Annotated in this window: 13 protein-coding genes; 8 read left to right on the top strand and 5 right to left on the bottom strand. The window is 51.5% G+C overall.

The window, feature by feature from the left end; translation table 11 throughout:
• Window positions 1-108 precede the first annotated feature (108 nt).
• Together xylB and xylA are read right to left on the bottom strand one after the other, a co-directional pair.
• Complete coding sequence (gene xylB, locus HV345_RS00835) at window positions 109-1,563, bottom strand: xylulokinase (protein WP_016157731.1); 1,455 nt, start codon at window positions 1,561-1,563, stop codon at window positions 109-111.
• Between the two features lie 71 nt (window positions 1,564-1,634).
• On the bottom strand, window positions 1,635-2,957 hold the full coding sequence (gene xylA / locus HV345_RS00830) for a xylose isomerase (RefSeq protein WP_016154925.1): 1,323 nt from the start codon (window positions 2,955-2,957) through the stop codon (window positions 1,635-1,637).
• A gap of 365 nt (window positions 2,958-3,322) precedes the next feature.
• On the opposite strand from xylA, the gene xylF reads away from it, so the two are divergent.
• From xylF to xylR, 4 genes are all read left to right on the top strand, one after another.
• On the top strand, window positions 3,323-4,315 hold the full coding sequence (gene xylF / locus HV345_RS00825; RefSeq protein WP_181636158.1) for a D-xylose ABC transporter substrate-binding protein: 993 nt from the start codon (window positions 3,323-3,325) through the stop codon (window positions 4,313-4,315).
• 109 nt (window positions 4,316-4,424) lie between these two features.
• A complete protein-coding gene (locus tag HV345_RS00820) occupies window positions 4,425-5,966 on the top strand; it encodes a xylose ABC transporter ATP-binding protein (protein ID WP_181636157.1) in 1,542 nt (513 codons plus the stop codon).
• Window positions 5,944-7,125: a xylose ABC transporter permease XylH gene (xylH, locus tag HV345_RS00815; protein ID WP_181636156.1), complete on the top strand. Its 1,182-nt coding sequence runs from the start codon at window positions 5,944-5,946 to the stop codon at window positions 7,123-7,125. Before HV345_RS00820 ends, xylH begins: the two co-directional genes overlap by 23 nt.
• 80 nt (window positions 7,126-7,205) lie before the next feature.
• Complete coding sequence (gene xylR / locus HV345_RS00810) at window positions 7,206-8,384, top strand: D-xylose utilization transcriptional activator XylR (protein WP_016154929.1); 1,179 nt, start codon at window positions 7,206-7,208, stop codon at window positions 8,382-8,384.
• A 41-nt stretch (window positions 8,385-8,425) separates the two neighbouring features.
• Here xylR and HV345_RS00805 read toward each other — a convergent pair whose 3' ends face one another.
• Window positions 8,426-9,250, bottom strand: coding sequence for a protein bax (locus HV345_RS00805; RefSeq protein WP_016154930.1), 825 nt, complete (start codon window positions 9,248-9,250; stop codon window positions 8,426-8,428).
• A gap of 316 nt (window positions 9,251-9,566) precedes the next feature.
• Here HV345_RS00805 and malS point away from each other — a divergent pair, with 316 nt between their 5' ends.
• Window positions 9,567-11,597 carry an alpha-amylase gene (malS, locus tag HV345_RS00800; RefSeq protein ID WP_181636155.1) on the top strand — a complete coding sequence of 677 codons (2,031 nt, stop codon included), beginning with the start codon at window positions 9,567-9,569 and terminating at the stop codon, window positions 11,595-11,597.
• A gap of 176 nt (window positions 11,598-11,773) precedes the next feature.
• Complete coding sequence (avtA, locus tag HV345_RS00795; RefSeq protein ID WP_353622554.1) at window positions 11,774-13,024, top strand: valine--pyruvate transaminase; 1,251 nt, start codon at window positions 11,774-11,776, stop codon at window positions 13,022-13,024.
• Between the two features lie 34 nt (window positions 13,025-13,058).
• On the opposite strand, the gene HV345_RS00790 is transcribed toward avtA, so the two are convergent.
• Window positions 13,059-13,532 carry a 4Fe-4S dicluster domain-containing protein gene (locus tag HV345_RS00790; protein ID WP_141895702.1) on the bottom strand — a complete coding sequence of 158 codons (474 nt, stop codon included), beginning with the start codon at window positions 13,530-13,532 and terminating at the stop codon, window positions 13,059-13,061.
• A 117-nt stretch (window positions 13,533-13,649) separates the two neighbouring features.
• Window positions 13,650-14,465 (bottom strand): IclR family transcriptional regulator YiaJ, encoded by an 816-nt coding sequence (gene yiaJ, locus HV345_RS00785; RefSeq protein WP_016154934.1) that lies wholly within the window; start codon window positions 14,463-14,465, stop codon window positions 13,650-13,652.
• A gap of 217 nt (window positions 14,466-14,682) precedes the next feature.
• On the opposite strand from yiaJ, the gene yiaK reads away from it, so the two are divergent.
• Together yiaK and HV345_RS00775 are read left to right on the top strand one after the other, a co-directional pair.
• Window positions 14,683-15,681: a 3-dehydro-L-gulonate 2-dehydrogenase gene (gene yiaK, locus HV345_RS00780; RefSeq protein ID WP_016154935.1), complete on the top strand. Its 999-nt coding sequence runs from the start codon at window positions 14,683-14,685 to the stop codon at window positions 15,679-15,681.
• An 11-nt stretch (window positions 15,682-15,692) separates the two neighbouring features.
• Window positions 15,693-16,157, top strand: a complete 465-nt coding sequence (locus HV345_RS00775; RefSeq protein WP_016154936.1) for a YhcH/YjgK/YiaL family protein — start codon at window positions 15,693-15,695, stop codon at window positions 16,155-16,157.
• Window positions 16,158-16,161: the final 4 nt, after the last annotated feature.

The raw sequence follows: 16,161 nt of genomic DNA, 5'->3' as shown, positions 1-16,161 counted from the left end.
AAAGGTCACTACGCCGGACTTTCAGAATAAATTCATGCGCGCTAATTATTAATTAGATTGAAATATATATTTGATAAATCCCCGCTGTTTACCAGAGGGGATTTAGGGTCAGGACATCAGCGGGTGTAATTGCTGATAGATTCGGCGGAAGGTTTCCCGACGCTGTTGGTAAAGGGCATGGCGCTCGGCATCAGGATAATGCGCCTGCTCCAGCGTAAGCTGAGGTAGAAGGTCTGATAATGGCTGCTGCGGATTAATGGCAATTTGCGCCAGACGCGCCGCACCGAGAGCAGGACCAACATCGCCGCCGGTACGGTAATCCAACTGCAATCCGCTGATGTCAGACAGCATCTGACGCCAGTATTCGCTGCGCGCCCCGCCGCCAATCAGCGTAATACTGGAGGGCTGCACGCCGCAGGCGTGTACCACGTCCATACCCTCAGCCAATGCAAAACCAACGCCTTCCAGCACCGCCTGTGCCAGCTCCGCCGGACCATGCTGATGCGTCAGACCGAAAAATACGCCCTTTGCCTGCGGGTTGTTGTGCGGCGTACGTTCACCGGACAGATAGGGTAAAAACCAGACCGGCTCAGCGTGTTCATCCGCCTGTTGCGCTGCGGCAATCAACGCAGGAACGCTCGCCAGTCCGGTTAATTTTGCCGCCCAGTCCAGGCAGGATGCCGCACTTAACATCACGGACATCAGGTGCCATCGTTCAGGCAATGCATGGCAAAAGCTATGGACCGCGCTTTCCGGTTTGCTGAGAAAGCCGTCGCTGACCGCAAAATAGACCCCGGAAGTACCCAGTGATAGCATCGCCTGACCGGCATTCATCATGCCCACGCCAACCGCCCCCGCTGCGTTATCCCCGCCTCCGGCGACCACCGCAACCTCCTGCATTCCCCAGGCCCTGGCGACTGCTGGCAACAATGTTCCGGTAATCTCACTGCCTTCATAGAGCGCAGGCATATGCGCACGAGTCAGCTTACAGGCTTCCAGCATGACATCACTCCAGTCACGCTTCGCAACATCCAGCCACAGGGTACCAGCCGCATCAGACATATCGCTGGCGAAATCGCCGGTCATACGCAGGCGCAGATAATCTTTCGGCAGCAGGACTTTATCAACCCGGCTAAAAATCTCCGGTTCGTGGCGCTGTACCCACAGCAGCTTTGGCGCGGTAAAGCCAGGCATCATCAGGTTGCCGGTGATGGCACGAGACTGCGGAACCAGGCTCTCCAACATGACGCACTCTTCGGCGCAGCGACCATCGTTCCACAGGATAGCAGGGCGCAATACCTTCTGTTGTTCATCCAGTAGCGTCGCGCCGTGCATCTGTCCGGCAATTCCCAACGCTTTCACCTCGCGAAGTGAATGCTGCCGACCCAGAGCTTTCACAGCGCGATCCGTTGCCAGCCACCACTGCTCTGGGTCTTGTTCTGACCATAACGGGTGCGGGCGCGAAACGGTGAGTTTCTCTGTTTGCGAAGCGACCACATCGCCCTGCTCATTGAGCAGAATGGCCTTTACGCCTGATGTGCCAAGATCTATCCCGATATACATAGGGCATCGTTCCTTAAAGAAAGGCCCGGTCGCGCGAGCTGGCCGGGCTTACGGACATGCTCAGAGACCCGTTATTTGTCGAACAAATAATGGTTCACCAGATTTTCCAGCAATTCCTGATGACCGCTCTGGTGCACTGGCGCCAGGTTGTGTTGTTCAGCGTACTGCGCAATTTCCGTCAGCGTCATCTGCCCTTTCAGAATTTGCTGGCCCAGCTCACCATTCCAACCGGCATAACGTTTAGCCACGCGCTGATCCAGACCACCGTCTTCAATCATACGCGCCGCAATTTTCAGCGACAGCGCCATGGTATCCATCGCACCAATATGACCATAGAACAGATCGTATTTATCGGTACTCTGACGACGAACCTTGGCATCGAAGTTCAGGCCACCGGTGGTGAAGCCGCCGGCTTTCAGGATTTCGTACATCACCAACGCATTCTCTTCTACGCTGTTCGGGAACTGGTCAGTATCCCAGCCCAGTTGCGCGTCCCCACGGTTGGCATCGACAGAGCCAAACAGACCCAGCGCGATAGCGGTGGCGATTTCGTGATGGAACGAGTGACCCGCCAGCGTGGCGTGGTTGGCTTCGATATTCAGTTTGATCTCTTTTTCCAGACCGAACTGCTTGAGGAATCCGTATACGGTCGCCGCATCGTAATCGTACTGGTGCTTGGTCGGTTCCTGCGGCTTCGGCTCGATAAGCAAAGTGCCCTGGAAACCGGTTTTGTGTTTGTGTTCCACGACCAGTTGCATGAAGCGACCAATTTGCTCACGTTCCTGACGCAGATCGGTATTCAGCAGCGTTTCATAGCCTTCACGACCGCCCCACAGAACGTAGTTTTCACCGCCTAATTTATGCGTGGCATCCATAGCCGTAACCACCTGCGTGGCGGCCCAGCTGAACACTTCCGGATCCGGGTTCGTGGCCGCGCCCGCGCCGTAACGTGGGTTGGTGAAGCAGTTTGCCGTTCCCCACAGCAGCTTCACGCCGCTCTGCTCCTGTTTTGCCGCCAGTACATCAACCATCTGCGCAAAATTGTTTTTGTACTCTTTCAGCGACGCACCTTCCGGCGAGACATCCACGTCATGGAAGCAGTAGTAGGGCACGTTCAGTTTGTGGAAAAACTCGAACGCCACGTCCGCCTTGCGCTTCGCTAATTCCAGCGCTTCACCGGGCTGCTGCCACGGGCGATTAAATGCACCAACACCAAACATATCTGCACCATTCCAGCAGAAAGTGTGCCAGTAGCAGGCAGCAAACCGCAGGTGATCTTCCATACGCTTGCCTAACACTAACTCATCAGAGTTGTAGTGGCGAAATGCTAATGGATTAGTTGATTTGGTGCCTTCATAACGAACGCGCTCAAGCTGGTCAAAATAGGCTGGCATAATGAACTCCATAATCAGGTAATGCGGCGGTTGATGGATAATGTCGTAATATTGGGCACTCCCCACCTATTGCTCAATTATGTTATTTCATACTGCCATTGAGATAATTCACAAGTGTGCGCTACTTCTCAAAATAAAATCTGACCAATTTAAAAATTGTTACTTATCAAACTTAAATGCAACCCAGGTAACGAATCATTTAAAATACGATCCCGGTCATAAATCAAGAAATAAACCCAAAAACGTAATTGGAAGATAAAAATCTATAATTGCCTTCCCGCCGTTACCTGTTAAAACTCTGCTACGTCTTATGCTGTGATTGTTACTTTTACTGCTATTTCTCCCCTACAAAAGGCATCACGATTATGAAGATGAAGAACATTTTACTTGCTGTTTGCACATCCCTTTTACTCACCAGTGTCGCAGGTCATGCCAAAGAAGTAAAAATCGGTATGGCGATTGATGATCTCCGCCTGGAACGCTGGCAGAAAGATCGCGATATTTTCGTCAACAAAGCTGAATCGCTTGGTGCGAAAGTATTTGTACAATCGGCGAATGGTAATGAAGAAACCCAAATGTCGCAGATTGAAAACATGATAAACCGGGGCGTGGATGTCCTTGTGATAATCCCTTACAACGGCCAGGTATTAAGCAATGTTATCAAAGAAGCAAAACAAGAAGGGATCAAGTTGCTGGCTTACGATCGCATGATCAATGATGCTGACATCGATTTTTATATCTCTTTCGATAATGAAAAAGTAGGTGAATTACAGGCTCAATCATTAGTCAATATTGTTCCCGAAGGGAATTATTTCCTGATGGGTGGCTCACCCGTTGATAACAACGCGAAGCTGTTCCGCGCTGGACAAATGAAAGTATTAAAACCTTATATCGACAGCGGAAAAATTAAGGTAGTGGGCGATCAATGGGTTGACGGCTGGTTACCGGAGAATGCGTTGAAGATTATGGAAAATGCGCTAACCGCCAACAATAACAAAATTGACGCAGTAGTTGCCTCAAATGACGCCACAGCTGGCGGTGCGATTCAGGCGCTGAGTGCGCAAGGATTATCAGGAAAAGTCGCTATTTCCGGACAAGATGCAGACCTTGCAGGCATCAAGCGCATTGTCGCCGGGACTCAAACCATGACGGTTTATAAACCTATTACATTGCTCGCAAATACCGCTGCGGAAATCGCCGTCGAACTGGGAAATGATCAACAGCCTAAAGCAGATACTTCGCTGAATAATGGCCTGAAAGATGTCCCTTCCCGACTACTCACACCTATTGATGTTAACAAAGACAATATTAACGAGACCGTCATTAAAGACGGATTCCACAAGAAAAGCGATCTGTAAGCCATGTGCCCTCTGCAAATCAGAGGGCAATAAAACGTGGTGTCAAATTCGCCACGGATATACGTGAATGTCCACGCAGGGTTCTCTTATTGGCTTATGTGGAGCAGTTATGCCATATCTTCTTGAAATGAAAAACATTACCAAGACATTCGGCGTAGTGAAGGCGGTTGATAACGTTAGCCTTAGGATCAATGCTGGCGAAATCATTTCATTATGCGGTGAAAATGGTTCGGGTAAATCGACGCTAATGAAAGTTCTGTGCGGAATTTACCAGCATGGAACCTACGAAGGCGAGATCATTTTTGCTGGCGAAGCCATCCGTGCCAGCCATATTCGTGATACCGAACGTAAGGGTATTGCGATCATCCACCAGGAATTAGCCCTGGTGAAAGAGTTAACAATACTGGAAAATATTTTCCTCGGTAACGAAATGACCCGTAACGGCGTTCTTGATTACGAGATGATGACGTTACGCTGTCAAAAATTACTCGATCAGGTCAGTTTGTCTATTTCGCCAGATACGCGCGTGGGCGATTTAGGATTAGGGCAACAACAGCTGGTAGAAATTGCAAAAGCGCTGAATAAGCAGGTCCGCTTACTTATTCTGGATGAACCAACGGCCTCCCTCACCGAGCAGGAAACTGCAATACTGCTGAATATTATACGTGACCTACAACAGCATGATATCGCCTGCATTTATATTTCACACAAATTGAATGAAGTTAAGGCCATCTCGAATACCATTTGCGTTATTCGCGACGGTAAACACATCGGCACACGCGATGCGACCAACATGACTGAAGACGATATTATCACCATGATGGTTGGTCGTGAGCTCACCGCACTTTACCCCAGCGAGCCTCATACCACGGGAGAAGAGATTTTACGGGTTGAGAATCTGACAGCCTGGCATCCCGTCAATCGCCATATAAAACGCGTCAACGACATTTCTTTCTCACTCAAGCAGGGCGAAATTCTCGGTATTGCCGGACTCGTCGGTGCAGGACGTACCGAAGCCGTACAGTGTCTGTTTGGCGTCTGGTCTGGTCGTTGGGAGGGAAAGATTTTTATTGAAGGCACTCAGGTGCATATCCATAACTGCCAGCAAGCTATTGCTCATGGCATCGCCATGGTGCCTGAAGACAGAAAAAAAGATGGCATTGTTCCGGTGATGGCTGTGGGGAAAAATATCACGCTGGCTGCACTCGATAAATTTACCGGGGGCATGAGCCATCTTGATGATGCCGCTGAACAAAAATGCATTCTGGAATCGCTTCAACAGCTCAAAGTAAAAACATCGTCCCCCGACCTTGCGATCGGGCGTCTGAGCGGAGGGAATCAGCAAAAAGCGATTCTCGCGCGTTGCCTCCTGTTAAATCCCCGGATTCTCATTCTTGATGAACCCACCAGGGGTATTGATATCGGCGCCAAATATGAAATCTACAAACTCATCAACCAGCTCGTCCAGGAAGGCATTGCCGTGATTGTCATCTCCTCTGAATTACCTGAAGTGCTCGGACTAAGCGATCGCATCCTCGTGATGCATGAAGGAAAACTGAAAGCTAACCTGGTAAATCATAACCTGACTCAGGAGCAGGTGATGGAAGCCGCATTAAGGAGCGAACATCATGTCGAAAAACAATCCGTCTGAAGCGAAACTTTCTCCCTCTATCACAGGTGGTTTCCCAGCAATAAAATCGCTTAACTTGCAAGTCTTCGTCATGATTGCGGCGATTATCGTGATTATGCTGTTTTTCACGTGGACCACTGATGGCGCATACCTGAGCGCACGTAATGTCTCGAACCTGCTTCGACAGACTGCGATTACCGGTATTCTTGCCGTGGGTATGGTGTTTGTGATCATTTCCGCTGAAATCGATCTCTCTGTCGGTTCCATGATGGGATTGTTGGGCGGCGTAGCGGCGATCTGTGATGTTTGGCTAGGCTGGCCTTTACCGCTGACGGTGATCGTAACCCTGACTCTGGGATTGCTCCTCGGGGCATGGAATGGATGGTGGGTTGCTTACCGCAAGGTTCCGTCGTTTATCGTCACCCTTGCGGGAATGCTGGCTTTCCGCGGTATTCTGATTGGCATCACCAACGGCACCACCGTATCCCCCACCAGCGCAGCAATGTCTCAGATTGGTCAGAGCTACTTGTCTGATGGCACAGGCTTTGTCATCGGTGCTCTCGGCTTAATGGCGTTTGTTGGCTGGCAATGGCGAGGCCGTATGCGTCGCCAGGCGTTAGGCCTTGCCACTCCCGCATCAACGTCGGCTGTGGGTCACCAGGCATTCACAGCCATTGTCGTCTTAGGGGCAATCTGGCTATTAAACGATTATCGTGGTGTTCCAACGCCCGTCCTGCTGCTGACGCTGCTGCTGCTCGGTGGGATGTTTATGGCCACGCGCACTGCATTCGGTCGGAGAATTTACGCCATTGGCGGGAACCTGGAAGCCGCCCGCCTTTCAGGTATCAACGTTGAACGCACCAAACTTGCCGTCTTCGCTATTAATGGTTTGATGGTCGCCATTGCCGGGCTCATTCTTAGCTCCCGGCTTGGCGCAGGTTCCCCTTCCGCAGGGAACATTGCAGAACTGGATGCCATTGCCGCATGTGTCATCGGGGGAACCAGCCTGGCGGGAGGGGTCGGGAGTGTTGCCGGCGCCGTCATGGGCGCATTCATTATGGCTTCTCTCGATAATGGAATGAGTATGATGGACGTCCCCACCTTCTGGCAATACATAGTGAAAGGGGCGATATTGTTGTTGGCGGTATGGATGGACTCAGCAACCAAACGTCGTTCCTGAATTTAAGAAGTGGGTGTATCTCAATGCCGGTTAATGCAACCGGCATTGTCTTATCTACATGATTCAGCAGGAAAAGAACCATGTTTTATAAACGTCATCGTATTACGTTGTTATTTAATGCCAATAAAGCCTACGACCGTCAGGTGGTTGAAGGGGTTGGCGAGTATCTGCAAGCGTCGCAATCGGAGTGGGATATCTTCATAGAAGAAGATTTTCGTGCTCGCATTGATAACATTAAAGAGTGGTTAGGCGACGGCGTTATTGCCGATTATGACGATGATGATATTGCGCAATTACTTGTCGATGTGGATGTTCCGATCATTGGCGTTGGGGGTTCCTACCATCTGCAGCAAGATTATCCACCAGTACATTACATTGCCACCGACAACCACGCGCTGGTAGAAAGCGCCTTCCTGCATCTGAAAGAGAAAGGGATTAACCGGTTTGCATTTTATGGTCTTCCGGCTTCAAGCGGTAAACGCTGGGCCGCAGAACGTGAATATGCGTTTTGCCAGTTGGTTGCCAAAGAGAAGTACCGCGGCGTCGTCTATCAGGGGCTGGAAACCGCGCCGGAGAACTGGCAGCACGCGCAAAATAGGCTGGCGGACTGGCTGCAAACCTTACCTCCACAAACCGGGATTATCGCCGTCACCGACGCACGTGCGCGGCACGTTCTGCAGGCCTGTGAACATCTGCATATTCCGGTACCGGAAAAACTGTGCGTCATTGGTATCGATAACGAAGAGCTGACCCGTTACCTGTCACGAGTCGCCTTGTCCTCCGTCGCTCAGGGGGCAAGACAGATGGGATATCAGGCAGCCAAACTACTCCACCGCCTGCTGGCTCACGAAGAGATACCCTTACAGCGCATTCTGGTTCCTCCTGTACGCGTTGTTGCGCGTCAGTCTACAGATTATCGTTCACTTACCGATCCTGCCGTTATTCAGGCGATGCATTACATTCGCAACCATGCCTGCAAAGGTATCAAGGTTGATCAAGTGTTGGACTCAGTAGGGATTTCACGTTCGAATCTGGAGAAACGCTTTAAAGAAGAGGTCGGAGAGACCATTCACGCCGTGATTCATGCCGAAAAGCTGGAAAAGGCGCGCAGCCTGTTGATTTCTACCACGCTTTCAATCAACGAAATTTCACAGATGTGCGGCTATCCGTCTCTGCAGTATTTCTATTCGGTATTCAAGAAAGAGTACGACACGACGCCAAAAGAGTATCGCGATGTGAACAGTGAAGTGTTGCTATAGGATGATAGCCGGATGGCGAAGTTGCCATCCGGCATTCGAAACTACATATGCGCGGCGATTAAACGCTGGTTGTCCTGATACATTGCGAACAGATAGTTGTTATAACTCTGTCCCTTAGTGGAATAACCCTTCAGCTTATGGATCATCGCGGTGGCGGTAACTTCCTGATCGGCTTTACGCAACTGCGCACGTGACTTACGGAAGGAAGAGTAGGCCGGATGCGTATTCAAATTAATGACGTAAGCATTCACCGACTCTTTCACTGATTCAAATTGTGAGTAGCCTTTGACCTTACCCGGTGCATTGTTACAACGACCCTTGCCGCATTTCATGCCAAACAGGTTGTTGTTGCTACGCGCCAGCTTCGACGTACCCCAGCCGCTTTCTGCCGCAGCCATGGTTGCCACCATACTGGTCGGGATAATGTCTACACGCTCAAGCAGCGTATTCCACGGAATTTTACGCGTGTTACCAGACCAGTTCACCTTGTAGCGCTTCGCGATGTCTTTCATACGCGTACGCTCAGTCGGTGACCAGCGGTTCTGGTACTGTTTTGAAATCAGCCAGTTACGGTCCGCCGTAATGGCAGCATTTTGACTGGTAATATAAGGCATAACCGTCCGGAGAAACGCTTTTTTCCTTGGTGTTCCGGAAGGGTATTTTCGCAAATCAGGAAGTGAACTACTCTTTGCACTATTGCGAGAATACTCTTGTTTACTGCTAACCTGTTTATTACTTGCCTTGGTTATCTGGGGCTTGTGACTCGTTGTCGCCGTGTGTGTCTTTGCCAGCACCTCACCCGAAAATGCAACGGTGAGTAACATAAGAATCATTGCCCCATATCGTCGAATGGGAGTCAATATCATTAGGTCTCCTGGTCGGATTTATACATTCCAACACCTTATATTTTTCACAAAAATGAGAGATGAATCCCAAATCATATCAAAAATAGCCGTCAAGATCACCCACAGGAATAGTCCAATTCTGAAACTATGTCACGTATTAACAGTTCTGGGTGCCATTAATTCGAAGAAAATGTGGAGGTTATCGCAAAATAAGTTCATTTTTTGCGCGCGATCGCTCACCCTCACTTCTCCTCCTGGCGGAATCAACTCAAAGGAGGAGTTTCCGGCCTGATTTCACTGGCAAACTGGCGAAAATCGCAGCATCAAGGACAGCACTATGAAACTTGCCGCCGTTGCGCTGGCGCTAATGCCCAGCATTGCCATCGCCTCATCATGGACGTCTCAAGGACTTCCCACCTTCGAAGCGGAAGGTACGGGTAAATTCGTCAGCCATGCAGCGTTGACGAAGGGTACCCGTCCTTTAACCCTGAATTTTGACCAACAGTGCTGGCAGCCTGCTGATGCGATAAAACTCAACCAGATGCTGTCGCTAAAACCTTGTGAAGGCACGCCGCCACAGTGGCGTTTATTCAAAGACGGCGATTACACGCTGGAAATCGATACCCGCTCCGGTACGCCAACGCTGATGCTGTTGGTAAAAAGTGCTAAGGACACCGTCACCACCCAGATTCGCCAATGCCCGAAATGGGACGGTCCACCATTAACGCTGGACGTGAGCCAGACCTTCCCGGAAGGTGCCGTGGTGCGTGATTTCTACAGCCAGCAAACGGCAACGGTAAAAAACGGGTCGATTACCCTACAGCCCGCCGCAACCAGTAACGGGCTGTTGCTACTGGAACGGGCGGAAACCGATGCCCCCGCAGCTTTCGACTGGCATAACGCCACGGTGTATTTCGTCCTGACGGACCGCTTTGTGAATGGCGATCCGAGTAACGACCACAGCTATGGGCGTCGCAACGACGGCATGCAGGAAATTGGCACGTTCCACGGTGGCGATTTGCGCGGGCTCGCCAGCAAACTCGACTACCTGCAACAGTTAGGCGTCAACGCCCTGTGGATCAGCGCGCCGTTTGAGCAAATCCACGGCTGGGTCGGCGGTGGCGCCAAAGGGGACTTCCCCCACTACGCTTACCACGGCTACTACACCCAGGACTGGACCACGCTTGACGCCAATATGGGAAACGAAGCGGACCTGCGTGCGCTGGTTGATGGCGCACACCAGCGCGGCATCCGTGTCTTGTTTGATGTGGTGATGAACCATACCGGCTACGCCACGCTGGCGGATATGCAGGAGTATCAGTTTGGGGCACTGTACCTATCGGGCGATGAGCTGAAAAAAACGCTCGGGGAACGCTGGACGGACTGGCAGCCATCCGCCGGGCAAAGCTGGCACAGTTTCAATGATTACATCAACTTTAGCGATAAAGCTGGCTGGGAAAAATGGTGGGGAAAAAACTGGATCCGCACCGATATTGGCGATTACGACAATCCTGGCTTTGACGACCTGACGATGTCGCTGGCTTTCCTGCCCGATCTGAAAACCGAATCCACCACGCCTTCCGGGCTGCCAAACTTTTATCAGCACAAGCCGGATACGCACGCCAAAGCCATCGCCGGCTACACACCCCGGGATTATCTGACGCACTGGCTCAGTCAGTGGGTGCGTGATTATGGGATTGACGGCTTTCGGGTCGACACCGCTAAACACGTCGAGCTTCCCGCCTGGCAGCAGCTAAAAACACAAGCCAGCGCGGCGCTGCTCGAATGGAAGAAAGCCAATCCGGAAAAAGCGCTGGATGATAATCCCTTCTGGATGACTGGCGAGGCCTGGGGTCACGGTGTGATGCAAAGCGACTATTACCGTCACGGCTTCGATGCGATGATCAATTTCGACTACCAGGAGCAGGCGGCAAAGGCCGTTGATTGTCTGGCAAATATGGACCCCACCTGGCAGCAGATGGCGGATAAATTGCAGGACTTCAACGTCCTGAGCTATCTCTCCTCGCACGATACACGTCTGTTCCGCGAAGGTGGAGACAAAGCCGCCGAGCTATTGCTGCTGGCACCTGGCGCGGTTCAACTCTTTTATGGCGACGAGTCGGCCCGCCCCTTTGGCCCAACCGGCTCAGACCCATTACAGGGTACGCGCTCAGAAATGAACTGGCAGGATGTGACCGGGAAATCTGCCGCCAGCGTCGCCCACTGGCAGCGAATCAGTCAGTTCAGGGCCAGACATCCCGCCATTGGCGCCGGTAAACAAATCACGCTGCCGCTGACGCAGGGATACGGATTTATTCGTGAGCATGGCGACGATAAGGTGATGGTGGTGTGGGCCGGTCAGCCCTGATCCCGGCAGGCTTCTCGCTGTCCACGCAGCGGGAAGCCTTACTCAACATTAAAAACCAGCCAAATAAAAATCAGTAGCACAAAATCTCAATCCGGCCTGATACCCCTGATTTGCACCCTGCCATGGGTAGCGCTATGGTTAGCCACTTTACTACTCAGTTCGACAGACCACCTGCTATGACATTCTCACTTTTTGGCGACAAATTTACCCGCCATTCAGGCATCACACGCCTGATGGAGGACCTTAACGACGGTTTACGCACTCCAGGCGCCATCATGCTCGGTGGCGGCAATCCGGCGCAAATTCCAGAGATGCAAAATTACTTTCAATCTCTGCTGGCAGATATGCTGGAAAACGGCAAAGCCACTGATGCGCTTTGCAATTACGATGGTCCACAAGGTAAAACCGAGCTGCTGACTGAGCTGGCGAAACTGCTACGTGAGAAGCAGGGTTGGGATATCGAGCCACAAAATATTGCACTGACAAATGGCAGTCAGAGTGCATTTTTCTACTTATTCAATCTGTTCGCCGGACGCCGCGCCGACGGAACAACGCAAAAAGTGTTGTTCCCATTAGCCCCGGAGTACATTGGCTATGCCGATTCCGGGCTGGAAGAGGATCTTTTTGTCTCCGCGCGTCCAAACATCGAACTGTTACCAGAAGGTCAGTTTAAGTATCACGTTGATTTTGAACACCTGCACATCGGTGAAGAGACGGGCATGATCTGCGTGTCACGTCCGACAAACCCGACAGGCAACGTGATCACCGATGAAGAGCTGATGAAGCTGGACCGGCTGGCCAACCAGAATGGGATCCCGCTGGTGATTGATAACGCCTATGGCGTACCGTTCCCCGGCATCATCTTTAGCGAAGCGCGCCCGCTGTGGAACCCCAACATTGTGCTGTGCATGAGCCTTTCCAAGCTGGGTCTGCCAGGCTCCCGCTGCGGCATCATTATCGCGAATGAAAAAATCATCACCGCCATCACCAACATGAACGGCATTATCAGTCTCGCGCCTGGCGGAATGGGTCCGGCAATCATGTGCGAAATGATTAAGCGCAACGACCTTCTGCGCCTGTCCGAGACGGTTATTAAGCCGTTTTATTATCAGCGCGTTCAGGAGACGATTGCGATCATTCGCCGCTATTTATCTGAAGATCGCTGCATTATTCATAAACCGGAGGGCGCGATTTTCCTGTGGTTATGGTTCAAAGATTTGCCTATCACTACCGAACTGTTGTATCAGCGTCTGAAAGCGCGCGGCGTGCTGATGGTTCCCGGTGACTACTTCTTCCCGGGTCTGGATAAACCCTGGCCGCATACGCACCAGTGCATGCGGATGAACTACGTGCCAGAACCGGAGAAAATCGAAGCTGGAGTGAAGATTCTGGCTGAAGAGATCGAACGCGCCTGGCTGGAAGGCTAACGCAAACCCGACCCCAGAGCGGGTCGGGCTCACTTCACAGCGGCTGTGAACACAGGCGCTGGCGCTGAATACTGACGGCATCAATACACTGCAACGCGCTGGTCGGGCAGGCTTCGACACACGCGGGCCCCGCATCACGGTGCCAGCATAAATCGCATTTTATCGCCTGCACCCGTGACGAGCGGGCGACGACATTCATTGCCCCAAACGGGCAGGCCAGCATACAACTTTTACAACCAATACAACGCGTCTGTTCAACGAAGATATGCCCATGTTCACGACGAATTGCGTGCGTCGGGCAGACATTTGCACAGGGAGCGTCCTCGCATTGATGGCAGGCGACTGCCGTCGTAAAGGCGTCGTCTTTGATCACGCGGATGCGCGGGGTAAACGCAGTAGGAGAGACCGACGCGCAGTCCTGGTTTTGCTGGTGCGCGACGACGCAGGCAACTTCACAGGTACGACACCCAATACATTTTGCCGCATCCGCCATAATAAACTCGTTCATTGCTCCCTCCGTCTGCGTGAAAACCACAGAGTGCCAGAGAGACGGCCCCTGTCGCTTTGATCGGACAGGGGAAACGGTTAAATATTGTCAGGTGCCTGAACAACTATGGCGATCCGCCTAATCGCGAACGGTAAAGCCCAGCTCATTGGAAATCGCCTGCGCGGTTTCCCGTAGCGGCTTGAGTAGATTTTTTTCCCCTATCTGCTTAAGTCGCGAAGTAGAGAGTGAAATTGACACCGCGTACGGCACCCGACCATGAATATCAAACACCGGTACGGCAATACAGGAAACGCCCAGTTCGTTCTCTTCCCGATCCATCGCCATACTGCTTTCGCGGATCTGCGCCAATTCGTCGTACATCGCCGGCAAACCGGTAATGGTATTGCGGGTCAGCGGTTGAATAAGATCCTGATGGCTCTCCCAATAAGATTCCACATAATCCGCATGTCCAAACGCCATGTAAATTTTACCCATCGCGGAGCAATACAGCGGCATATGTTGACCGATATAAGCGCGGGTACGCAGCATGCCCGTCGTCGGTTCCAGCTTATAAATCAGAATCGCGTGGTCATCTTCACGGCTTGAGAAGTTGATTGTTTCACCCGTGGCAATATTCAACGCTTCGAGGTGCGGTGCGGCAACATGGATGATATTCAGTGAAGATAGTGCCTTCTGACCCACGGCGATAAATTTAGTGGTTAACCTATAGCTACCCGCAGCAGGTGCAGGCGTGACATATCCGCAGGACTGCAGCCCTTGCAGGAGTCGATGCACAGTACTTTTGTTCAGCCCGGCCAGCTCAGACAGATGGGCCAGTGGGCACCCATTCGGATAGTTACTCAGAATCTCAATCAACATTAAACCACGGAACAGGCTCTGACTTCCGGCTGGCCTCTCTTTGTCTTGCGTCATTTCACTCTCTTTTGTGCCCATCGCTTCCGCTCCCCTTTTCGTCGCGCTCTGATGGTAGCGCAAAGTGTGTTTCAGTTCACGATCTGAACCGAAAAAACACAACCATTTGATTTTGATGATTTTAAAAAATAGACCACCCCGTTGATCTGTCAAAATTTGATCGCTATATTTGAAATCAGATTTCGCATAGTGAAATTTAGAGATAAAAAAGCGATCAAATTTAAACAAGGAAACAGGAATGAAAGTCACTTTTGAGCAGTTGAAAGATGCGTTCAAGCGGGTACTGCTGGCACGCGGTATTGCCGTTGAAACCGCCGATGCCTGTGCCGAAATGTTTGCGCGCACCACCGAGTCCGGCGTTTATTCGCACGGTGTGAATCGTTTTCCTCGTTTTATTCAGCAATTGGATAACGGCGACATCATTCCTGAGGCCAAACCGCAACGCATTACCAGCCTGGGGGCGATTGAACAATGGGATGCCCAGCGTTCGATCGGCAACCTGACGGCGAAAAAGATGATGGACAGAGCCATTGAGCTGGCCTCCGATCACGGTATTGGCCTGGTCGCACTGCGTAACGCCAACCACTGGATGCGCGGCGGTAGCTATGGCTGGCAGGCGGCGGAGAAAGGTTACATCGGTATCTGCTGGACTAACTCGATTGCCGTCATGCCACCGTGGGGTTCGAAAGAGTGCCGCATTGGAACTAACCCGCTGATCGTCGCGATCCCCTCATCACCAATCACCATGGTTGATATGTCGATGTCGATGTTCTCCTACGGCATGCTGGAAGTGAATCGCCTGGCCGGTCGCCAACTGCCGGTAGATGGTGGCTTTGATGATGAAGGCAATCTCACCAAAGAGCCGGGTGTTATCGAAAAAAACCGCCGCATTTTGCCAATGGGCTACTGGAAAGGTTCAGGTCTGTCGATTGTGCTGGATATGATTGCCACCCTGCTTTCTGATGGCTCCTCCGTTGCGGAAGTCACCCAGGATAACAGCGATGAATATGGCGTTTCACAGATTTTTATCGCCATTGAAGTGGATAAGCTGATCGACGGCGCCACCCGCGATGCCAAGCTACAGCGGATTATGGATTTCATCACCACCGCCGAACGCGCAGATGAAAACACGCCTGTCCGTCTGCCGGGCCACGAGTTTACAAAGCTACTGGAAGAAAATCGCCGGAACGGTATCACCGTTGACGACAGCGTCTGGGCAAAAATTCAGGCCCTGTAAGGAGCAACACCATGATCTTCGGACATATTGCTCAACCTAACCCATGCCGTTTGCCCGCTGCGATTGAAAGGGCGCTCGACTTTCTGCGCACCACAGATTTTCAAAAACTGGAGCCGGGCGTGGTGGAGATCGACGGTAAAAATATCTTCGCGCAAATTATCGATTTAACCACCCGTGACGTTGCCGAAAATCGTCCTGAGGTGCATCGCCGCTATCTGGATATTCAGTTTCTGGCCTGGGGTGAAGAGAAAATCGGGATCGCCATTGATACCGGGAATAACCAAATCAGTGAATCGTTATTAGAACAGCGCGATATTATTTTTTATCACGCCAGCGAACATGAATCTTTCATTGAAATGATTCCGGGAAGTTATGCCATATTTTTCCCGCAGGATGTTCACCGCCCTGCATGTCATAAAACTGTCACCACGCCGATCCGTAAAATAGTTGTGAAGGTCGCTATTTCAGTTTTATAAAAAG

This window comes from Citrobacter sp. RHBSTW-00986, assembly GCF_013783065.1.
Taxonomy (GTDB): Bacteria; Pseudomonadota; Gammaproteobacteria; order Enterobacterales; family Enterobacteriaceae; genus Citrobacter; species Citrobacter braakii.
Note: the sequence above shows the minus strand (reverse complement) of the source record. Positions and strands in the feature narration are given on the sequence as shown.

Excerpts from the sequence above, each read along its gene's own strand:
- HV345_RS00790 (WP_141895702.1), bottom strand. The coding sequence starts at position 13,532 with ATGAACGAGTTTATTATGGCGGATGCGGCAAAATGTATTGGGTGTCGT.
- yiaJ (WP_016154934.1), bottom strand. The coding sequence starts at position 14,465 with ATGGGCACAAAAGAGAGTGAAATGACGCAAGACAAAGAGAGGCCAGCC.
- malS (WP_181636155.1), top strand. The coding sequence starts at position 9,567 with ATGAAACTTGCCGCCGTTGCGCTGGCGCTAATGCCCAGCATTGCCATC.
- xylA (WP_016154925.1), bottom strand. The coding sequence starts at position 2,957 with ATGCCAGCCTATTTTGACCAGCTTGAGCGCGTTCGTTATGAAGGCACC.
- xylB (WP_016157731.1), bottom strand. The coding sequence starts at position 1,563 with ATGTATATCGGGATAGATCTTGGCACATCAGGCGTAAAGGCCATTCTG.
- xylR (WP_016154929.1), top strand. The coding sequence starts at position 7,206 with ATGTTTTATAAACGTCATCGTATTACGTTGTTATTTAATGCCAATAAA.
- yiaK (WP_016154935.1), top strand. The coding sequence starts at position 14,683 with ATGAAAGTCACTTTTGAGCAGTTGAAAGATGCGTTCAAGCGGGTACTG.
- HV345_RS00805 (WP_016154930.1), bottom strand. The coding sequence starts at position 9,250 with ATGATATTGACTCCCATTCGACGATATGGGGCAATGATTCTTATGTTA.
- HV345_RS00775 (WP_016154936.1), top strand. The coding sequence starts at position 15,693 with ATGATCTTCGGACATATTGCTCAACCTAACCCATGCCGTTTGCCCGCT.
- avtA (WP_353622554.1), top strand. The coding sequence starts at position 11,774 with ATGACATTCTCACTTTTTGGCGACAAATTTACCCGCCATTCAGGCATC.
- xylH (WP_181636156.1), top strand. The coding sequence starts at position 5,944 with ATGTCGAAAAACAATCCGTCTGAAGCGAAACTTTCTCCCTCTATCACA.
- HV345_RS00820 (WP_181636157.1), top strand. The coding sequence starts at position 4,425 with ATGCCATATCTTCTTGAAATGAAAAACATTACCAAGACATTCGGCGTA.
- xylF (WP_181636158.1), top strand. The coding sequence starts at position 3,323 with ATGAAGATGAAGAACATTTTACTTGCTGTTTGCACATCCCTTTTACTC.